The organism is Polynucleobacter difficilis, from assembly GCF_003065365.1.
Classification (GTDB): Bacteria; Pseudomonadota; Gammaproteobacteria; order Burkholderiales; family Burkholderiaceae; genus Polynucleobacter; species Polynucleobacter difficilis.
Genome location: NZ_CP023276.1, coordinates 604,598 through 623,543, shown reverse-complemented (window position 1 = coordinate 623,543; position 18,946 = coordinate 604,598). Strand labels below are relative to the sequence as shown.

Genomic DNA, 18,946 nt, shown 5'->3' with positions numbered 1-18,946 from the left:
ATTCTTTTTAAAAAACCTGCTTTATTTTTTTAAGCAACCCAAGCGAATCGGTGGTTGCCCCATAAAAAAGGGGTGCATCAGCACCCCTTTTTTTATCCCCACTACATCTGGTGATTTAATCCAATTTAATCTTCGTCTTTTCAATCACTTTTTTCCAGCGATCGATGTCTGCAAAATACAGATCGCTAAATTGAGCTTGATTCAGTGGGGCAATTTGTACGCCCGCTTTCACAAAACGCTCTTTGAGCTCAGGCGACTCCATTATTTTTAAAGTGGAGGCGCTCAATTGATTAATAATCGCCCGAGGGGTGCCGGCGGGAGCAAAAATGCCTTGCCAGAGGGTATGCTCATAGCCAACTACGCCTGATTCGGCGACGGTTGGCAGTTCAGGCGCCCCAGGAAAACGCTGCTTGCTGGTAACCGCTAAAGCCCGTACCCGATCGCCTTTATAAAGTGGTAAGCCAACCGGCATGCCCGCAAAGTAAAAATCAATTTGCCCGCCAACCACATCCGTTGCTGCTGGCGAACCTCCTTTGTATGGAACATGGATTGCTTGCAATCCAGTCAGCGATAAAAATAGCTCACCGGCCATATGGTCGGAATTACCAATTCCCGATGAAGCAAAACTGAGCTGTCCAGGCTTCGCTTTCAGCATCGCTATTAAATCAGCCACTGATTTTGCTGGTGAATTCGGATTAACAATCAGAATATGGGGTGTAGCAGCAACGCCGACAACGGGTATGAGGTCTTTACTGCCATTAAAGGGTAGTTTTGGATTTGTAGCCACACTAATAGCTAGCCCGTTTTGTGCAAATAAAATGGTGTAGCCATCTGGAGCACTCTTGGCAACCGCATCCGCAGCAATATTACCGGCTGCCCCGCCCCTATTCTCAACGACGATCGGTTGCTTGAGTGCAATACTCAGATCGTTTGCAATCATGCGACCCACAATATCCGTTGAACTACCTGGTGCATAGCCAATCATCATTTTGATTGGCTTATCTGGGTAGGCTGATGCTAATGCGGTGGATGCAACGGCACTCATCGCCATTGTCGCGGCAATGAGCTTAGAAATAAACCGTGATCTTAAAGCCATTTTTATCTCCCTATATACAATGTTAAGACGTTTGATTTAGATGGTTAAAACAGGAACTCCACATTCAACTGCACATGCATTTAATGCTTTAAGTAACTCATTTGAAATGGGGATGCCCTCACGCTGGCGTGATGAGATGGAAGCATCAGCACCCTCCCCAGGAATACGAATGCGATCAACTCCGGGCAAGGTATTGGATTCTTGAATGTCCCGCACAACGGCAGATACCCGCTCAACAAAAAGGGTACGCTCTCCAAATGCATCTGGATCCACCGCAATCAAAGCCTGACCCGTATTTGTAACGCCATCATGGCAAGCATTAAAGTCAATCGTCTCTTTTCCAACCGCGGCCCCATTTAAGGTTCCGGCAAGGAGACTAATCATCAAGGCCAAACCGTAGCCTTTGTAGTCACCAATCGGAAGCAAGGACCCCTCCCCCGCTCGTGCTGGATCCAATATTGGCTTACCAGAACGATCAATCATCCAGCCCTCGGGAATCGACTCGCCACGCTGTGCCGCGAGCTTGACCTTGCCATAGGCGGCAACCGTAGTAGCCATATCCAACAAAACAATCGGCTGGCCTTTTTGGGTTGGGACTGCAATTGCAATCGGATTCGTGGAAAGCAATAAATCGGTGCCGCCCCAAGGAGCCATGTGGTTTGCATTACCAACTGCCATGTAAATGCCAACCAGTCCGCGCTCCGCTAACATGCGAACATAGACCGAGGCAGCCCCAGAATGGTTTCCGTGGTGGCTACCTATCCAACATACCCCGTGCTCACGCGATTTTTTCGTTGCTAACTCAACGGCCTGATTCATCACCAGATGCCCAAGTCCATTATCGCCATTGATTAGCGCAGTACCACCACGCTCGCGCTCCACCCGAATATGCGGGTGTAGATTAATCCCGCCCGCCTTAATCCGCTTCACATACGCCGGCAGCCTAAAAATGCCATGTCCATCGGCCCCAGCGAGGTCAGACTGCACCATTAGATGGGCCACTGTCTTCGCATCTGCTGGCGGAACACCAAGCGAAATAAAAACGTCTGCAATAAATTGCGTGGCGTGATGAATTGGTAAATGGCTGAGATTGGTCATAGTACTTTATTGGTTCGCAGGGGTATTGCGTAATTCCATGCTGTAAATGTACCTACCTTCAGGGTGATAAGTAACGGTGGCCTCAAACAATTTTCCACTGGCATCAAAATAGCGCCTTGTAATAACCAAACAAGCTGAGCCAATATCAATATTCAATGCATCAGCGTACTTTTGATCTGCCCGTGCCGCATAGACATCAACTTCAGCACGGTCAATCTTGAGCATAAAGCGCCGCTCAATTTGCTCAAAAACCATTAACTGCGAATGCTCAGGATCGGTAGCGACATCAGCAAACTGGGGCAGGATATAAATATCAGTCCATGCAATGGCTTGATTTGAATCTTGGTTTTTTCGAACGCCGCCGATGTGATACCACGACGATCCAATCGGGGCATCTAAGACTTTTGCCAGCGCCTCGTCGCACTCGATAAATTCTTCTATGGCGTTCACCCGATAGGTGTCTCGTGGATACCGCAGAATATCGGCAGGCGAATTGAACGACTGCGTAAAGCGCCGTGGCGATAACCTTGAAATGATCTGGGTAGCAGCGCCCTGCTGCCTTAGTATTAAGCCATCGCGCTCCAAATTACTAAGCGCATGTCGCAGTGTGTGTCTGCTGGCTTTAAACAATGCGCAAAGCTGGCTTTCCGACGGAAGGCTCGACCCAACCGCCCAATAACCCTCACGAATACGCTCAGAAAGCGTATTCGCAAGTGTCTGGTACAGAGGTGCGCTAGTAGTCAAATTAAGATAATCCAAACATTTTTTTACCTGCTATTGGCAGGCGGGCTTTAAGGATGTCGCCAGACAAGGATTCAGTAATGTACAGATCCTTGCCGTCACCGCCAAAGCATAAGTTAGCTAAATGATGGTGGTGTGGGTTGTCCGAATAAATCAAGTGGGTCGGCAGCATATTGTTATCAAAACGCCAAATGCCGATACCAAGATGGCAAACCAACAGGCCATTCTCCGAATCCATTTCAATTCCGTCTGGGCCAGCAACACCACCAGTCAATTGAATGGCAACCCCCGTTTTAGAAACAGAGCCATCGGCCATCAGCGGCAATCGCCATATTTGTTGAGAGCGGGTTGCTGCAACAAACACATGCTTTTCTTGGGTATTGAGGGTAATGCCATTGGGGCTCGGAATGTTTAATACCAAACGGTCGAGCTGTCCATTGGCGCGCAATCTGAACACACGACCGGTAGGATCGGCAATCCCGGTTTGGCCCTGATCAGTAAAGTACAAGTCGCCATTGGAGGCAAAATGCAAATCGTTCAGGCCTTTGAAGTTTTCGCTGTACATCGAACCTAAAACCGTTTGAATCTTGCCGGTTTTTGTATCGAGCTCTAAAAGGCCACACTTGTAATCGCAAATGAACGCGCGGCCATCTTTATGAAACTTTAAGCCATTAGGCCAGCCGTCATATTGGGTAACCAATTCCCAGTCCCCTTTTGGCGTAATCTTAAAAATGCGCCCGAACGGTATATCCACAAACCATAAATTTCCTTCACGATCAAATGAAGGACCTTCTAAAAAGCATTCGACCTCCGCATTTTGACGATTAGGATCAGACCAGCCTGTGCGCGATTTTTTTCTGAACTTGGCAGGCATGGACATAAAGACCTCTGCCTTAATCTTCTCTACCGGCTGAAATGGGTTATACATTCTGGATATCTCCTAAAGTTATACGGATAAGTTAGTGTTAATTCGAAACTGGTTCTGCCGGCATTGCTTTACTAAAAACACGATATTTGCCATATTAAATCATAATTTTATGGTGTCAGACTAATTCAAGGTGTACTATTTTACTTAATTAATGAATTACTTGTACGAACAATTTAAATAAACGGAAAACCAATGGATCGGATTGTTGTTATTGGCACGGGCACTATGGCTGCAGGCATAGCTGCGGGGTTTATTGCAGAAGGATTGCCCATTACCGTACTTGGGCGCTCGACTGAAAAAGCGAGTGCTTGTTTAGATAAGGCCCTAGGACTGGCGCTTGCCATCAGCAGTAAGGATGCTGTCCGCGCATCAAGCCCAGAGGCATTGAAGCAATTACAGCAATATGGTGTTTTTGAAGAATGGAACGAATGGGCCAACTGCCTTTGGGTGATAGAGACCGTTTCAGAAAATTTAGAACTGAAAAAAACCATTTTTGCTGCGCTGGATAAAAAAGTCCCGAAATCCGTTCCCATCGGCAGCAATAGCTCCGGCTTTCCGATTAGTAAGATTGCCGAGGGCCTCCCCACAGCAGCTCGCATGATGGGAGCGCATTATTTTATGCCGGCGGACATTGTTCCTTTGGTTGAGATTGTGATGGGCGAAAAAACGGATCCTGCACTTGCAGAGCAGGTATGCACACTCTACAAATCGATTCATAAAAAACCAGTGCTCGTGAAGCGCGATATCCCCGGATTTTTAGCGAACCGCATTCAGCATGCACTCATGCGGGAAGCGCTTGCTTTGGTGGATGCGGGAATCGCAACGCCAGATGATGTCGACGATGCGGTGCGCTACAGCTTTGGCTTTCGCTATGCAGCGGTTGGCCCAATGACCCAAAAGGAAATTTCTGGATGGGACGGCATGGCCAATGCTGCTAAGGAAATTTATCCTTCGCTCTCGAATATCGATGCCATTCCTCCCAGCTTAGCGAAGCTGATGGCAGAAGGCAAAACTGGCATCAAGGCGGGGGAAGGATTTCGTAAATGGAGTCCAGAAGAAAGCAAGGCGATGAACGCCCTCTACTCACGCCGTCTTAAGGCTGCGTTTGAAGTTCTCAACATTCAATAATGCCCCACTCGCTCGAAACCGTCTTCTTTACCAAGGCAAGATTGGGAACAACACCAATCCCAACGGAATTGAGTTGCTCGACATTTAATCTTCCCTCAGCAGCAATTAGGGGCGCATCACAAATGTCGTACTCTAGATACGCATTCGACATACTAAGGCCCCATGGCGCGCCATTCATTGCAAAACCAATGCTGGCTGTTGCCGCTGCTGACAACGAGGTTTCGGCAACTTTGCACGCCAGATTTAAGTTAAGGCCGCGCTTTTCTAATTCGATTGCGGCCCGCATACCTGGGAGCATGCCGCCGAGCTTGATGAGCTTTAAGCTGGCCCCATCCATCACCCCTTTTTCTGCGCATACTTGGATGGTATCGATGCCATGGATCGATTCATCCAAGCAAATCGGCAATGGGGATGCCGTCTTTAAGCTTACAAAGTCAGCAATGGAATGGTCGGCTGCTATCGGCTGCTCGACAAAAGAAAGGTGCGAGGCGAGATCAGATCGACAAAATGCGATTGCCTGTTCTAAAGTGAAAGCACCATTGGCATCGGCCGATATCGTATCGCCCTCTAGAGCAGCGCAAATTGCGGCGACTCGCTGCAGATCAGAATTCAGGTCATATACGCCTACTTTGATTTTCCAATGCCGGTATCCCTGGTCTCGCAGGGCTCGCGCATCGGCAATCTCCGTTTCCAAAGAGCCGCCCAGCATCCGCAGAACTGGCAACGAATCTGGTTTGGCCAAGGACTCGATGCGATACGCTTTGCGTAACAAAGACCATGCTGACTCTCCTTTGGCTTGCGCAAACAGATCCAATAGAGCCAATTCAACACAGGATTTCGCCGAACTATTGGCGTATAAAAAACGGGACTGGATAGCGCCAATCGCGCAAGGGTCTTCCCATGACACTTCTTTCACTGCATTCAGAAGGTATGCGGTGTTAGCCAAGACACTACCAAGCGTCTCGCCCGTCATTAGGGGTGCCGCAGACGTTTCTCCCCAGCCCTCCCTGCCCTCACCATCGATCAGGCGCAACAGTAAGGTGTTGGCATGTGTAACTGTTTCCCCCGACATTTTCATCGGCGCACGAAGCGGTATCGAGAGCGGAAAAAGCGTAGCGGATTTAATGTTCATTGCTTCTATTCAGGTTTTATCGTGCTATCAATTTCATAAAAACAGTAAGGAGATCATATGCTAAAAATTATTCAAGCCATTGCAATTGCCTTAGCCGCATCATCGTTTCAGGTGCAAGCGCAGCCCTACCCTAATCAACCCATTCGCCTCATTGTGCCATTTGCTGCCGGAGGCCCATCCGATGTTCTAGCAAGGGCCTTTAGTCAAAAATTAGGAGAAGATTTAGGACAGCCGGTCATTATTGATAACAAACCAGGCGCAGGCACCAACCTAGCCGCAGAATTTGTTGTGCGCTCAAAACCGGATGGTTATACGATTTTTTTAATGATGGTAGGAACGCAGGCAATTAACGAAACCTTATATAAAAAATTGAGTTACAACACCGTTAAGGACTTTGCTCCGATTACCCTCGTAGCATCCTCTTCCCTTATGCTGGTAGCCAATCCATCAGTTCCAGTTAAAAATACTAGCGAGTTAATTGCCTACGCCAAGGCCAATCCAGGTAAAGTTAATTTTGGCTCTTCAGGCACAGGCACCCCACTGCATCTGGGTGGCGAGCTATTTAACGTGCAAGCAGGTACAGACATTACCCACGTACCTTATAAAGGAGCAGCACCAGCTTTAACCGATGTTTTGGGTGGTCAAATTCAGACTGCGATGATTGGAACGCCTGCAGCACTTCCCTACGTTAAATCGGGCAAACTCACTCCGATTGGAGTTACTAGCCTGAAGCGCTCACCTAACGCGCCGGAAGTTCCTGCAATTGCGGAAACATTACCTAATTTTGAGGTGGAACTCGTTTACGCACTGGTTGCTCCCGCAGGTACACCCAATGCAATTATTAAACGCCTAAATACACAGATGAGCACAATACTAAATAATCCAGAAACAAAAACCCAACTCGCAAGCCGGGGGTTTGATGTGCAAACGAGCACGCCAGAGCAGTTGGGCGCCTATATTAAGGCTGAAGTAACAAAATGGGCACCGATTGTGAAAAAATCAGGGGCTACTGCTGAATAATTATCCGCACTTTTTTAACTTCCATTTATTGAACCCATTCACCCCATGATTGAAATTTCTGAAAAGCGCCTGATTGGCCCTGTTATTCGCTTACACCCCAATGACAACGTCGTCGTAGCCCGGGTCGATGTTGGCATTGGCACTGCAGTCCCAAGTGAGCATTTCACTAGCCGCAGCCAAGTACCGGCAGGCTACAAAATTGCGGCTAAGCCAATAAAAAAGGGGGAGCCCATTCTGAAGTACAACGTCACCGTGGGCTTTGCGAATGTGGATATTGAGCCTGGCACCATGGTGCACGGCCACAATACTGACTTTAAAGAATTTGATCGGGACTACGCCTACGCCAGTGAATTTAAGCCCACTGCTCTATTGCCAGAATCGGAACGCGCTACATTTCAGGGCTATGTGCGTGCTAATGGCAAAGTGGGTACGCGGAATTTCATTGGCATTTTGTCGACGGTCAATTGCTCAGCAACCGTAGTCAATAAGATTGCAGAATGGTTTACGCCTGAGCGCCTGGCCGAGTATCCCAATGTGGATGGCGTTGTGGCGTTTAGTCATTCGATTGGCTGTGGCATGGAAATGACTGGCGAGCCAATGCAATTGCTTCGTCGCACTATGGCGGGTTATGCCAAGCATCCCAATCTCGCAGCTGCTTTGGTGATTGGGCTAGGTTGCGAGCGCAATCAGCTCAAGGGTTTAATGGAACAGGAAGACCTGAAAGAAGGCTCAACCTTGCATACCTTCATCATGCAAGAAAGTGGCGGTACCCGCAAGACAATTGAGGCTGGTATTGAGGCGGTTAAAGCGCTCTTGCCCAATGCCAATAAAGTAATGCGTGAGACGGTCTCGGCAAGCCACCTATGCGTGGGCTTGCAGTGCGGTGGTTCCGATGGCTTTTCATCGATTACTGCCAATCCAGCCCTCGGTGCGGCAATTGATATCCTCGCGAGGCATGGAGGCACCGGCATTCTCTCGGAAACTCCAGAGATTTATGGCGTTGAGCACACCCTCACCCGGCGCGCAGCAACCAAAGAAATTGGTGAAAAACTAATCCAGCGCATTCGCTGGTGGAAAGACGAGTATTCGGTTGGCCGTGATGTCCAAATTAACGGTCAAGTAAGTCCAGGCAATCAAGTCGGCGGCCTTGCCAATATTTTTGAGAAGTCATTGGGCTCCTCCATGAAAGGTGGCACAGGTCCACTGATGGAGGTTTACCGCTATGCCGAGCCAGTGACCACCAAGGGCTTCGTCTTTATGGATACACCGGGTTTTGATCCAGTATCGGCAACTGGTCAGATTGCGGGTGGCGCTAATTTAATTGCCTTTACTACGGGCCGCGGCTCGATGTTTGGCAGCAAGCCAGCGCCCTGCATCAAGTTAGCCACCAATACGCCGATGTACTCGCGCTTAACGGAAGACATGGATATCAATTGCGGTGAAATATTAGATGGCACCGTCTCCGTTCAAGAAATGGGGCAACGTATTTTTGAACTCTTTTTGGATACCGCCTCCGGTAAGCCATCGAAAAGTGAGCTGCTTGGATTGGGTGACTACGAATTTGTACCATGGCAAATTGGCATCATGAGTTGACCTAAAAGGCTGGGATTGTGACCAGCCTTTTTTCTTTATTCAGGCGCTATAAAGATCTGTAAAATGGATTGAAGCCAAATTCAATACCACCACAGGAGCTGCTTTCGCCTGATGAAATTCAAAGACTATTACGAAACACTCGGCGTTGCCCGCACGGCAAACCCAGATGAAATTAAACAAGCCTATCGCAAGCTGGCCCGTAAATACCACCCGGACGTCAGCAAAGAAGCTGGTGCTGAGGAGCGCTTTAAAGAAGTAGGCGAAGCATTTGCGGTGTTAAAAGACCCCGAGAAGCGTGCGGCCTACGATCAAATGGGCAGCAATTGGAAAAGCGGTCAAGACTTTAGCCCTCCACCCGATTGGAATGGTGGCGCCTTTACAGATGGTGAATTCAGCGGCGACCAAAGTGATTTTTTTGAATCCTTGTTTGGCCGAGGGGCCCGCGCCCAATCCGGCAGGCAATCGCAAGCGCGATCCGCTAAAGGCCAGGATCAGCATGCCAAGATCATGATTGATTTAATGGATGCCTACCAGGGCGCTAAGCGCACTATTGGATTAAGCATGCCAGCTTACGATGCTCAGGGTCAATTGTTCATGCAAGAGCGCAAATTGGATGTCAGCATTCCGCAAGGCATTCGTGCAGGCCAGAATTTACGCCTCGCGGGCCAGGCCGGCCCTGGTTTTGGTGGCGGGCCAGCAGGCGACCTGTATTTAGAGATCGGCATTCAGGCAGATCCAATCTACCGGGTCGATGGGAAGGATGTATTTTTAGATTTACCACTGAGCCCATGGGAGGCAGCCTTAGGTACTACCGTCAATGTGCCCATGCCAACCGGCGCCCTACTTGAACTAACCATTCCGCCCGGCACTCCTGCTGGACGCAAGATGCGACTCAAAGGTAAAGGCATCCCCAGCAAAGAACCTGGTGATCTCTACGTTGTACCAAGCATTGTTTTACCCAAAGCAGAAACCGATGCGCAAAAAGAAGCCTATCGCACACTGCAAGGTGCATTTGATTTCAAGCCCAGAAGTCACTTAAAGGGATAAATGGCATGACACAAACCCACATTACTTGGATTGAAGGCAGCATTGTTGAGCATGATGTGCATATGACCATCGTGGAGCTAGCCGAAGCAACATCCACACCAGAAGACATGATCATGGCCTGGGTCTCCGAAGGCGTTTTGAGTCCGGCTGGCGGATCACCCCAAGACTGGCGCTTTAGTGGAAACTCCCTGCAGCGAGCTAAAACGGCTGCACGCCTCATGCACGACTTGGAGCTTAATCTACCCGGCGTGGCATTGGCCCTGAATTTACTCGAAGAGCTTGATCAGTTGCGCAGCCAACTCCATCTAGCCAATGCTAGTAGTGCCACTCTAGGCAAAGAATAGAAGACCGTTCTTAGGACTCGGAACGGCTCAGGAGCGATTCCCAACGCTGCAGCATGGCATCGATCTGGTTCGTAAGCTCAGTTAAGCGTGCCTGCATACTCGCAGCCAGTTCAGGTTCATTTTTGTATAAATCAGGATTGCTCATCGCGAGGCCAATCTCAGCCTGCTCTGCCTCAAGGACTTCAATCTGCAAAGGCAATGCCTCTAACTCTTGGCGCTCTTTGCCATTGAGTTTTTGAACGCCAGCTTTAGCGGCTACTGGCTTTGTGTCCTTGCTTTCTTTTTCTACTGGCTTGATGCTAGCTTTTGCAGCAGGCTCTATTTTCAGGCTGCCGTTTTCTGAGCGAATTTTATCGGAACGCGCCTTCTGAATTTTCCAGTCCTCATAGCCACCCTCGTACTCACGCCAAAATCCATCGCCCTCATTGGCAATAATACTAGTCACCACATTGTCCAAAAAGTAACGGTCGTGGCTAACTAAAAAGACTGTGCCCTTGTAGTCCTGAAGCAGTTGCTCCAAGAGATCCAGGGTATCGATATCCAAGTCATTGGTAGGCTCGTCGAGCACCAAGACGTTCGCTGGCCTTGCAAATAGGCGGGCGAGCAACAAGCGATTGCGCTCACCGCCCGATAAGGTACTGACCGGTGAATTGGTGCGCTCCGGCGCGAATAAGAAATCACTTAAGTAACTCTTGACGTGCTTGCGATTGCCATTGATTTCAATCCACTCACTTCCAGGGCTAATGTAATCTTCCAGCGACGCATTGAGATCAAGTCCCTCGCGCATTTGATCAAAGTACGCCACTTCAATACGTGTACCCATCACCGCTGTTCCGGAGTCTGGGGTAATGGTACCGAGAATCAGTTTTAACAAGGTTGTCTTACCGGCGCCATTGGGGCCAAGGAGACCAACCTTATCGCCACGCAAGATGGTGGCGGTAAAGTCTTGAACGATCGGGCGATCATAGGATTTGGATACGTTTTGCAAGTCTGCCACGATCTTGCCGCTTCGATCCCCTGCGGACACGGCCAACTTTACTTGACCCATTTCATCGCGGCGCTGTGCACGGCTAGCGCGCAGCTTTTCTAAACGGGCGATCCGGCCAACGCTACGCGTACGCCTTGCTTCAACTCCCTTGCGAATCCAAACCTCTTCTTGCGCTAGCAGTTTGTCTGCTCTTGCATTGGCTAAGGATTCTGCATTGAGTTCCTGGTCTTTTAAAACTTCGTATGTGGAAAAATTACCGGGATAGCCCCGCAAAATACCGCGATCCAGCTCCACGATTTGAGTACAGACCGCGTCCAAGAATGCACGGTCATGGGTAATTAGTACCACGGAGCCTTGATATTCTTTTAACAATTCTTCTAGCCACGCAATGGAATCTAAGTCTAAGTGGTTGGTTGGCTCATCGAGTAAGAGCACATCTGGAACCGCAACCAAAGCTTGCGCTAAGGCAACGCGCTTTTTAGTGCCCCCAGATAGCGCCGTGATTTTCATCTCGGCTTGCAGATGCAATCGATCCAAGGTTTCATGTACGCGCTGCTCCCAATTCCAACCGCTGACTGCCTCTAAGGCAGATTGCAGTCCATCGAGGCGCTGATGGGAAGCGTCATCCCAATCCCCTACGCTGAGAGCCTCATATTCCTCCCTCAGGGACTTCGCTTGGGATACGCCCTTCGAGACTGCATCGAATACGGTTTCTGTCGCTTCAAAGATCGGCTCTTGCGGCACATATGCAATACGCAAGCCCTGTTGGTATTGCAGTAGGCCGTCATCCAGCTTTTCCATGCCAGCCAGAATTTTGAGAAGGGATGATTTGCCGGTGCCATTGCGGCCAATTAAACCAACGCGCTCACCCAATTCTAGTGAAAAAGCGGTGTTCGCGAGTAAGTCAACGTGGCCAAAGGCCAGTTTTGCATCTGTGAGTACGATTAAAGCCATGCCGCATTATCGTCTGTTCTGAAAACCCAGGTAGATAAACGCTATGCCTCAGGCATGCCCTATTGTGGGTGCTCGGCCAAATACTCCAATGCCAGGGCCTCGGCGACTTTAATGCCATCGATTCCGGCGGACATAATGCCACCGGCGTAACCTGCGCCCTCACCTGCGGGGTAAAGGCCTTTGATATTCAAACTTTGGTAATTTGCACCGCGCGTAATCCGCAATGGCGATGAAGTGCGCGTCTCAACCCCGGTCAATACGGCATCGTTCATTGAAAAACCCGGTATCTGTTTTTCAAATGCCGGAATCGCTTCTCGAATCGCCTCAATCGCATAGTCCGGCAAGCTGCTGGCGAGATCTGTTAAGTGCACACCGGGTTTATACGATGGCAATACAGCACCAAAATCCGTGGAGGGCCTTTGCGCTAAAAAATCGCCAACCAATTGACCGGGGGCTTCATAGTTTTTACCGCCGAGCTCAAATGCCTTGGATTCAATGGCACGTTGAAACTCAATTCCAGCCATCGGGCCGCCCGGATAATCCTCTGGGTTAATGCCCACCACAATGCCGGCATTCGCATTGCGTTCATTACGCGAGTATTGACTCATGCCATTGGTAACCACGCGATTTGGCTCCGAAGTGGCAGCCACTACCGTGCCGCCCGGGCACATGCAAAAGCTATAGACTGAGCGCCCATTTTTGGCATGGTGTACTAATTTGTAATCGGCCGCCCCAATCAAGGGGTTGCCCGCATGCGGTCCCAGGCGCGCCCGATCGATCATCGACTGCGGATGCTCAATCCGAAACCCAATCGAAAATGGCTTTGCCTCTAAATATACGCCAGCGTCATGCAATGCCTGAAAGGTGTCGCGTGCGCTATGACCCAAGGCCAATATCACCTGGTCGGCAACAATGTGCTCACCGTTCTCCAGCCGTACGCCGCGAATCCGCTGGTCCTCAATATCAAAGCCCGTTACTTTTTGGGAGAAGCGAATTTCTCCGCCCAAAGCAATAATTTCTTGGCGCATTTTTTCAACCACACCCACCAAGCGAAAGGTGCCGATGTGTGGCTTAGCTACGTACAAGATTTCTTCAGGGGCGCCCGCCTTAACAAACTCATGCAATACCTTGCGTCCGTAAAACTTCGGATCTTTAACCTGGCTCCATAATTTGCCATCAGAAAAAGTACCAGCGCCCCCTTCGCCAAATTGCACATTGGACTCGGGATTGAGGGTGCTCTTGCGCCATAAGCCCCAGGTATCTTGGGTGCGCTCCCGCACTGCTTTTCCACGCTCCAAGACAATCGGCTTAAAGCCCATTTGCGCAAGCAGCAGGGCCGCAAAAATACCGCAGGGGCCAAAACCAATGACGACTGGCCGCCGCTCCATTTTTTGAGGTGCTTTCGCGACGAAGTGATAACGCGTATCCGGCGATGGTCGCACATGAACGTCACCAGCAAAGCGAGCTAATACCCGGTCCTCGTCTTTAACTGAAACATCGACCGTATAGATAAATGCCAAGGCTACATTTTTACGTGCGTCATAGCTGCGCTTAAATACCGCAAAAGAAATCACGTCTTTTGGGGTAATTTTAAGAAAGCGCACAATGGCCGCCTCCAGGGCTTCTGGGGCATGGTCAATCGCCAGGCGCAGCTCGGTAATTCGAATCATAGGGCTATACGATACACAGTCTTGGATAGTAAGTAATCATCTGCTACGGCTACTGTTTTTTGGTTATATTAGACGCCATGCAATCCACACCCCTGTTTCAGTCTCGCATTGGCCTAGGCACATGGCAAATGGGCGAAGACCCCAGTCAAGCCAAGGCTGAGTGCGCCGCCATTGTGCACGCCCTTGAGGTCGGGTATCGCCTCATCGATACCGCAGAAATGTACGCCGACGGAGTGGCTGAATCGCTCGTCGGCAAGGCGCTTGGCTCCTTTGCCTCCAATCGCCGCGAGGAGGTTACTTTGGTTTCCAAGGTGCTGCCACACCATGCCAATAAAGTGGGCACGATTAAAGCCTGCGAAGCCAGTTTGCGGCGTATGCAATGCGACTATTTGGATCACTACCTATTGCACTGGCAAGGCAGCCATTCCTTTGAGAGCACCATTGAGGGATTTTTAACGCTCCAAGAGCGTGGGCTGATTCGCCATTTTGGTGTGAGTAACTTTAATCAAGGTGCGCTTCAGTCCTGGCGCAAAGCCGAAGCGAATGTCGGCTCTCCCTCCCGCTGCCAAAGTAATCAGGTGTATTACGCCCTCAATGAGCGCGGCATTGAGTTTGATTTGCTGCCTGCCATGGAAAAGCAAGCTATCGCGCTCATGGCGTACTCGCCACTGGGTACCGGCAATCTCGCACGGCACCCTGGCTTATCTCTGCTGGCCGCTGAACAGGGTCTGACTGCCGCCCAACTGGCACTGGCGTGGATTTTGCGCCACCCCCATGCGGTTGCTATCCCGAAATCAACCCACCTCGACCGCGTTGAGGAAAACTGGCAGGCAAGTCAAATTCAATTGAGTGCTGCTACCTTATCTCAATTGGACGCCCTGTTTCCAGCACCGACCCGCACTAGCCGATTGGCCATCATTTAACGCTGTAAATCATGATTACGATTGAAACCCGGCCCTGGTCAGAAGCACACGATGCCGCATATGCCATTCGCTACGCTGTTTTTGTCGAAGAGCAAGGCATTCCCGCTGAATTGGAAATCGATGATTACGACCCCATTGCCGAGCATGCACTAGCCTACGTCGATAATCAGTGCGTTGCTACCGCACGAATCTATCTGGATGAGCAGGGCCCCAGTAAAGCCAAGATTGGGCGCATGGCAGTACTAAGGGAATTTCGTGGCCAAGGCATTGGAACGGCCTTGCTCGGCGAATCAATCCGCGCCGGCATGATGCAAGGCGCAAGTATATTTGAGCTCCATGCACAGCAAAGTGCAGTACCTTTCTACGCCAAACTGCAATTTAAACCGGATGGTGCAATCTTTGACGAGGTAGGCATTCCCCATCAATGCATGCGGCTAGTTCTAGGCGCTCCAGCGCGCTAAGACCCCAAGGGGATTATGATGGTCTGTTTTCTGCAGCCAATCAGGGCAAACGGCAGATTAATCTAGGGATCTTTTCATGGCATTACGCGCAACCATTCATAAAGCAGAGCTCCACATCGCCGATGGGGATCGCTACTACTATGCCAGCCATCCCTTAACAGTCGCAAAGCACCCTTCTGAGACCGATGAGCGCATGATGATTCGCCTCATTGCCTTTGCACTCAATGCACAAGAGCATTTGGTCTTTACTAAAGGGTTAAGCGACACCGACGAGCCTGATATTTGGGTAAAAGACCTGACCGGCGCAATCAATCTATGGATTGATATTGGCCAGCCCGACGAGCGGCGCATTCTGAAAGCCTGCGGTCGCTCCGATCAAGTGGTCGTCTATTGCTATGCCGGCAACACCAGCAAATTATGGTGGGATGGCATCAAGAACAAGTTGGAGCGTGCGCGTAACTTGAGCGTTGTTGCTATACCCGAGGAGCAGTCGAAAGCCTTAATTGCGCTGGTGGAGCGCAGCATGATTATTCACATCAATATTCAAGATGGTGAGATGCTGGTCTCTGCAGACCAAGGGCAGGTCACCGTGGTTCCGGAGATCTGGAAAGCGCCTGCTAGCTAAGGCATTTATCCTTAAATGCGAATACTGCTTTGACTGACATAAAACCTCGCTTGGTGCTGGATACCAATGTCATTTTGGATTTGCTGGTATTTAAAGATCCGAGTGCTGAACCCCTTCGACTAATGCTCGATGCCAAAATAGTGGATGCAGTGCGAAGCGAAGCATCCATGCTAGAGCTCGTCGATGTAATTCAGCGTCCGATCTTTAAGCTAAGCCAACAAGAGCAAGAAATGATTCTGCAGGCATGGGAAAGCCTTACTCGACTGCTGGAGAACACTGCGATTGAGTCTGCCCCATTCATTTGCCGTGATCTAGACGATCAAATCTTTCTTGATATGGCCTACAGTATTCGACCAGCTGTCTTATTCAGCAAAGATCTACGCGTATTGGAGTTGCGTGTCAGCGCCAAAGGTCACGGCGTAGAAATTACTAACCAGTACGATTACCTTCAAGCGCCATCACCTTAGTCGTCGCCTGGAAAATCGGGCTCTAAATTACGAATCACTTCTCCCGCAATCTCAAACGAGCGCAAGCGCGCCGCATGATCGTAAATTTGACCCGCAACTAAAATTTCATCGGCCCCACTGATTTCCAGCAAGCGTTGCAATCCAAGGCGTATGGTTTTGGGTGAGCCAACCACCGAGCAGGCCAAGGACCGCATCACGCCCGCTTTTTCATGGGGCTCCCAAAAAGCCTCGATATCGGCAATCGGCGGCGGCAACTGCCCACGGGTATTGCGCCGCGCACGCGTGTAATGCTGCTGCAAAGTAGTAAACAAGTATTGCGCCTCTTCGTCGGTATCGGCCGCAATCACATTCACCCCAAAGACGGCATAGGGCTTCTTGAGTTGTGCAGATGGACGAAAGTAAGTTTGATAGGTTTTGATGGCTTCTTGCAAATAATCGGGAGCAAAGTGCGATGCAAACGCATATGGCAAGCCGTAATCGGCTGCCAATTGAGCGCCGTATAAACTGGAACCCAATATCCAGATAGGTAGCTCTAAACCGACTCCCGGGATAGCGCGCACACGCTGACCTTCCTGATCCGGTGCAAAGTATTGCTGCAGCTCGCGCACGTCTTGCGCAAACTCGTGATCGCTGCCTTGCAAATCACGGCGTAGCGCTTGGGCCGTCATCTGATCGGTACCTGGCGCCCTGCCAAGCCCGAGCTCAATCCGGCCCGGGTAAAGGGATGCCAAAGTACCAAATTGTTCGGCAATCACCAAAGGGGCATGATTAGGCAGCATGATGCCGCCAGAGCCAACGCGAATAGTCTTTGTGCCCTCAGCAATATACCCAATCAATACTGCCGTAGCCGAGCTCGCATTGCCTGTCATATTGTGGTGCTCAGCTACCCAGTAGCGTGAATACCCCCACTCCTCCGCATGCTGCGCTAAATCACGCGAGTTACGCAGCGCAATGGCCGCAGTTCCACCCTCTGGGATGGGCGATAAATCAAGAATCGAGTAAGAAATCGACATGGCTAGTTTTTATAAGGAAACGGTATTCTGTAGATCAATGCATGCTGTAATGTCACTTGATCATAAAAGAAAGTGCGTGATGACACAAAAACCCCGCATGGCACAAGCATCCGATGGACGCTTTGCGCCTAATACCCAACTGCAGCATGTGAAGACTGGTGGCCTGTATCGAGTGGTTTGCTTAGCCAACATCGAGGCCGACTTAGCGCCCGCCTATGTCTATGAGTCCCTACAAACCCATGATTTTTGGATTCGGCCCCAAGCCGAAATGGAAGATGGTCGCTTTGTAGTGATGACATCGGAAACCAATTAGGAAGCAATGCCATGTCCAGCGAAGAACGCATTACCAATTTGGAAGTGAAACTCAGTTTTGCAGAGGACTTAATTGAGAACCTCAATCAAACGATCTACAAACAACAGCAGCAAATTGAATTTTTATACCGAGAAATGAAATCGCTCAAGGAGCAGATGAGCGCGAGTGGCTCGGAAGGACTGGGTGGCGGTAACGACGCGAGAGACTTACGCGACGAAATACCGCCCCACTACTAAACTGCAATTAGGCTGCTACTGCGGCCACCGACTGAATCTGGTCCATGGCTTTTTCCAGATGAGCCACAGTACGATCTACGTGCGTCAACTTCTCTAAACCAAATAAACCGATGCGGAAGGTTCTGAAGTCTGGGCGCTCATCACACTGCAACGGCACACCTGCAGCAGTTTGCAAGCCCAAGGCAATGAACTTCTTACCCGTCTGAATATCCGGATCTTCGGTATAACTCACCACCACACCAGCCGCTTCGAATCCAGGAGCAGCTACTGAGGGGTAGCCACGCTTAACCAACATCGCACGTACTTTTTTACCCAGCTCGATTTGCTGATTGCGTAAGTGATCAAAGCCTAAGGCCTGAGTCTCTTGCATCACGTTACGTAAAATCTTCAAAGCGTCGGTTGGCATCGTGGTGTGATACACGTGACCACCGTTTTCATAGGTTTCCATGATCTGCAACCACTTTTTCAGATCGGTTGAAAAGCTGGTGCTCTGGGTGCTGTCAATCTTGGTGCGTGCACGTGCGCTCAGGCCAATTAAGGCGCAGCATGGCGAACTGCTCCAGCCTTTTTGTGGTGCGCTGATCACAACGTCTACCTTGCATGCCTTCATGTCGACCCACATTGCGCCAGACGCAATGCAATCGAGCACAAATAAGCCGCCAACCGATTCCACTGCATCACCCACTGCACGGAGGTAATCCGCTGGCAAAATAATGCCGGCCGAAGTTTCAACGTGGGGTGCAAAGACAACGGCTGGCTTCTCTTTTTTAATGTAGGCCACGACTTCTTCAATCGGAGCTGGCGCATACGGCGCCTGAGTCGCGTTTTCGACTTGCTTGCCCTTAATCACATGAACGTCTTGAGTGATGTTGGCCATATCGAAAATTTGCGTCCAGCGGTAACTAAACCAACCGTTACGCAATACCAAGATCTTTTCTTGATTTGCAAATTGACGTGCCACTGCTTCCATGCCAAACGTACCGCTTCCCGGAACCACAATTGCCGAGCTAGCTTGATAGGCGTCCTTGAGTACGCTAGAGATATCCACCATGACTTTTTTGAACTCTTCAGACATGTGGTTAAGCGAGCGGTCGGTATAGACCACTGAAAACTCCAACAACCCATCGGGATCAACGTTTGGAAGCAAGCCAGGCATGCTATCTCCTTAA

At 50.0% G+C, this 18,946-nt stretch carries 20 protein-coding genes; 11 read left to right on the top strand and 9 right to left on the bottom strand.

Annotated features, from left to right (window positions below; all coding sequences use genetic code 11):
* Positions 1-115: 115 nt before the first annotated feature.
* From AOC34_RS03235 to AOC34_RS03220, 4 genes are read right to left on the bottom strand one after another with little or no spacing between them, the layout of a single operon-like run.
* Complete coding sequence (locus AOC34_RS03235) at positions 116-1,096, bottom strand: Bug family tripartite tricarboxylate transporter substrate binding protein (protein ID WP_108468750.1); 981 nt, start codon at positions 1,094-1,096, stop codon at positions 116-118.
* A 36-nt stretch (positions 1,097-1,132) separates the two neighbouring features.
* Positions 1,133-2,194, bottom strand: a complete 1,062-nt coding sequence (locus AOC34_RS03230) for an Ldh family oxidoreductase (RefSeq protein WP_108468749.1) — start codon at positions 2,192-2,194, stop codon at positions 1,133-1,135.
* A gap of 6 nt (positions 2,195-2,200) precedes the next feature.
* On the bottom strand, positions 2,201-2,938 hold the full coding sequence (locus tag AOC34_RS03225; protein ID WP_159074802.1) for a GntR family transcriptional regulator: 738 nt from the start codon (positions 2,936-2,938) through the stop codon (positions 2,201-2,203).
* A gap of 1 nt (position 2,939) precedes the next feature.
* Positions 2,940-3,863, bottom strand: coding sequence for an SMP-30/gluconolactonase/LRE family protein (locus AOC34_RS03220; protein WP_108468747.1), 924 nt, complete (start codon positions 3,861-3,863; stop codon positions 2,940-2,942).
* 192 nt (positions 3,864-4,055) lie between these two features.
* Between AOC34_RS03220 and AOC34_RS03215 the strand changes: the two genes are divergently transcribed.
* Positions 4,056-4,991 (top strand): 3-hydroxyacyl-CoA dehydrogenase NAD-binding domain-containing protein, encoded by a 936-nt coding sequence (locus tag AOC34_RS03215; protein WP_108468746.1) that lies wholly within the window; start codon positions 4,056-4,058, stop codon positions 4,989-4,991.
* Here the strand turns inward: AOC34_RS03215 and AOC34_RS03210 are convergent.
* Positions 4,978-6,123 (bottom strand): mandelate racemase/muconate lactonizing enzyme family protein, encoded by a 1,146-nt coding sequence (locus tag AOC34_RS03210; protein WP_108468745.1) that lies wholly within the window; start codon positions 6,121-6,123, stop codon positions 4,978-4,980. The two genes, AOC34_RS03215 and AOC34_RS03210, sit on opposite strands and share 14 nt — an antisense overlap.
* 57 nt (positions 6,124-6,180) lie before the next feature.
* On the opposite strand from AOC34_RS03210, the gene AOC34_RS03205 reads away from it, so the two are divergent.
* The 4 genes from AOC34_RS03205 (at position 6,181) to AOC34_RS03190 (ending at position 10,127) form a co-directional block, all read left to right on the top strand.
* Entirely contained in the window at positions 6,181-7,143 is a 963-nt protein-coding gene (locus tag AOC34_RS03205) for a Bug family tripartite tricarboxylate transporter substrate binding protein (RefSeq protein ID WP_108468744.1), read from the top strand.
* 45 nt (positions 7,144-7,188) lie between these two features.
* Complete coding sequence (locus AOC34_RS03200) at positions 7,189-8,736, top strand: UxaA family hydrolase (RefSeq protein WP_108468743.1); 1,548 nt, start codon at positions 7,189-7,191, stop codon at positions 8,734-8,736.
* Positions 8,737-8,847: 111 nt separating this feature from the next.
* Positions 8,848-9,783, top strand: a complete 936-nt coding sequence (locus tag AOC34_RS03195) for a DnaJ C-terminal domain-containing protein (protein WP_108468742.1) — start codon at positions 8,848-8,850, stop codon at positions 9,781-9,783.
* 5 nt (positions 9,784-9,788) lie between these two features.
* Positions 9,789-10,127, top strand: coding sequence for a chaperone modulator CbpM (locus AOC34_RS03190; RefSeq protein WP_108468741.1), 339 nt, complete (start codon positions 9,789-9,791; stop codon positions 10,125-10,127).
* A gap of 10 nt (positions 10,128-10,137) precedes the next feature.
* Here the strand turns inward: AOC34_RS03190 and AOC34_RS03185 are convergent, their stop codons facing one another.
* Together AOC34_RS03185 and AOC34_RS03180 are read right to left on the bottom strand one after the other, a co-directional pair.
* Positions 10,138-12,069, bottom strand: a complete 1,932-nt coding sequence (locus tag AOC34_RS03185; protein WP_108468740.1) for an ATP-binding cassette domain-containing protein — start codon at positions 12,067-12,069, stop codon at positions 10,138-10,140.
* A 59-nt stretch (positions 12,070-12,128) separates the two neighbouring features.
* Entirely contained in the window at positions 12,129-13,739 is a 1,611-nt protein-coding gene (locus AOC34_RS03180; protein WP_108468739.1) for an NAD(P)/FAD-dependent oxidoreductase, read from the bottom strand.
* A gap of 77 nt (positions 13,740-13,816) precedes the next feature.
* Here AOC34_RS03180 and AOC34_RS03175 point away from each other — a divergent pair, with 77 nt between their 5' ends.
* The 4 genes from AOC34_RS03175 (at position 13,817) to AOC34_RS03160 (ending at position 16,215) form a co-directional block, all read left to right on the top strand.
* Positions 13,817-14,662, top strand: coding sequence for an aldo/keto reductase (locus AOC34_RS03175; protein ID WP_108468738.1), 846 nt, complete (start codon positions 13,817-13,819; stop codon positions 14,660-14,662).
* 11 nt (positions 14,663-14,673) lie between these two features.
* Positions 14,674-15,123: a GNAT family N-acetyltransferase gene (locus tag AOC34_RS03170; protein WP_108468737.1), complete on the top strand. Its 450-nt coding sequence runs from the start codon at positions 14,674-14,676 to the stop codon at positions 15,121-15,123.
* 76 nt (positions 15,124-15,199) lie between these two features.
* Complete coding sequence (locus tag AOC34_RS03165; protein ID WP_108468736.1) at positions 15,200-15,748, top strand: YaeQ family protein; 549 nt, start codon at positions 15,200-15,202, stop codon at positions 15,746-15,748.
* A gap of 29 nt (positions 15,749-15,777) precedes the next feature.
* On the top strand, positions 15,778-16,215 hold the full coding sequence (locus tag AOC34_RS03160) for a putative toxin-antitoxin system toxin component, PIN family (protein WP_108468735.1): 438 nt from the start codon (positions 15,778-15,780) through the stop codon (positions 16,213-16,215).
* Here the strand turns inward: AOC34_RS03160 and AOC34_RS03155 are convergent.
* Complete coding sequence (locus AOC34_RS03155) at positions 16,212-17,228, bottom strand: LLM class flavin-dependent oxidoreductase (RefSeq protein ID WP_108468734.1); 1,017 nt, start codon at positions 17,226-17,228, stop codon at positions 16,212-16,214. The two genes, AOC34_RS03160 and AOC34_RS03155, sit on opposite strands and share 4 nt — an antisense overlap.
* Before the next feature lie 79 nt (positions 17,229-17,307).
* Here AOC34_RS03155 and AOC34_RS03150 point away from each other — a divergent pair, with 79 nt between their 5' ends.
* Both AOC34_RS03150 and AOC34_RS03145 read left to right on the top strand, forming a co-directional pair.
* On the top strand, positions 17,308-17,541 hold the full coding sequence (locus AOC34_RS03150) for a hypothetical protein (RefSeq protein WP_108470019.1): 234 nt from the start codon (positions 17,308-17,310) through the stop codon (positions 17,539-17,541).
* 11 nt (positions 17,542-17,552) lie between these two features.
* The gene (locus AOC34_RS03145; protein ID WP_108468733.1) at positions 17,553-17,777 is read left to right on the top strand and encodes a SlyX family protein; all 225 of its coding nucleotides are present in this window, start codon (positions 17,553-17,555) and stop codon (positions 17,775-17,777) included.
* A gap of 7 nt (positions 17,778-17,784) precedes the next feature.
* On the opposite strand, the gene AOC34_RS03140 is transcribed toward AOC34_RS03145, so the two are convergent.
* On the bottom strand, positions 17,785-18,933 hold the full coding sequence (locus AOC34_RS03140) for an aminotransferase class V-fold PLP-dependent enzyme (RefSeq protein WP_108468732.1): 1,149 nt from the start codon (positions 18,931-18,933) through the stop codon (positions 17,785-17,787).
* Positions 18,934-18,946 lie beyond the last annotated feature (13 nt).

What these genes read in the sequence shown, in the direction of transcription:
- AOC34_RS03190 (WP_108468741.1), top strand. Translation starts at nt 9,789, where the DNA reads ATGACACAAACCCACATTACTTGGATTGAAGGCAGCATTGTTGAGCAT.
- AOC34_RS03165 (WP_108468736.1), top strand. Translation starts at nt 15,200, where the DNA reads ATGGCATTACGCGCAACCATTCATAAAGCAGAGCTCCACATCGCCGAT.
- AOC34_RS03230 (WP_108468749.1), bottom strand. Translation starts at nt 2,194, where the DNA reads ATGACCAATCTCAGCCATTTACCAATTCATCACGCCACGCAATTTATT.
- AOC34_RS03175 (WP_108468738.1), top strand. Translation starts at nt 13,817, where the DNA reads ATGCAATCCACACCCCTGTTTCAGTCTCGCATTGGCCTAGGCACATGG.
- AOC34_RS03180 (WP_108468739.1), bottom strand. Translation starts at nt 13,739, where the DNA reads ATGATTCGAATTACCGAGCTGCGCCTGGCGATTGACCATGCCCCAGAA.
- AOC34_RS03210 (WP_108468745.1), bottom strand. Translation starts at nt 6,123, where the DNA reads ATGAACATTAAATCCGCTACGCTTTTTCCGCTCTCGATACCGCTTCGT.
- AOC34_RS03140 (WP_108468732.1), bottom strand. Translation starts at nt 18,933, where the DNA reads ATGCCTGGCTTGCTTCCAAACGTTGATCCCGATGGGTTGTTGGAGTTT.
- AOC34_RS03155 (WP_108468734.1), bottom strand. Translation starts at nt 17,228, where the DNA reads ATGTCGATTTCTTACTCGATTCTTGATTTATCGCCCATCCCAGAGGGT.
- AOC34_RS03195 (WP_108468742.1), top strand. Translation starts at nt 8,848, where the DNA reads ATGAAATTCAAAGACTATTACGAAACACTCGGCGTTGCCCGCACGGCA.
- AOC34_RS03215 (WP_108468746.1), top strand. Translation starts at nt 4,056, where the DNA reads ATGGATCGGATTGTTGTTATTGGCACGGGCACTATGGCTGCAGGCATA.
- AOC34_RS03145 (WP_108468733.1), top strand. Translation starts at nt 17,553, where the DNA reads ATGTCCAGCGAAGAACGCATTACCAATTTGGAAGTGAAACTCAGTTTT.
- AOC34_RS03235 (WP_108468750.1), bottom strand. Translation starts at nt 1,096, where the DNA reads ATGGCTTTAAGATCACGGTTTATTTCTAAGCTCATTGCCGCGACAATG.
- AOC34_RS03200 (WP_108468743.1), top strand. Translation starts at nt 7,189, where the DNA reads ATGATTGAAATTTCTGAAAAGCGCCTGATTGGCCCTGTTATTCGCTTA.
- AOC34_RS03150 (WP_108470019.1), top strand. Translation starts at nt 17,308, where the DNA reads ATGACACAAAAACCCCGCATGGCACAAGCATCCGATGGACGCTTTGCG.
- AOC34_RS03205 (WP_108468744.1), top strand. Translation starts at nt 6,181, where the DNA reads ATGCTAAAAATTATTCAAGCCATTGCAATTGCCTTAGCCGCATCATCG.
- AOC34_RS03220 (WP_108468747.1), bottom strand. Translation starts at nt 3,863, where the DNA reads ATGTATAACCCATTTCAGCCGGTAGAGAAGATTAAGGCAGAGGTCTTT.
- AOC34_RS03170 (WP_108468737.1), top strand. Translation starts at nt 14,674, where the DNA reads ATGATTACGATTGAAACCCGGCCCTGGTCAGAAGCACACGATGCCGCA.
- AOC34_RS03185 (WP_108468740.1), bottom strand. Translation starts at nt 12,069, where the DNA reads ATGGCTTTAATCGTACTCACAGATGCAAAACTGGCCTTTGGCCACGTT.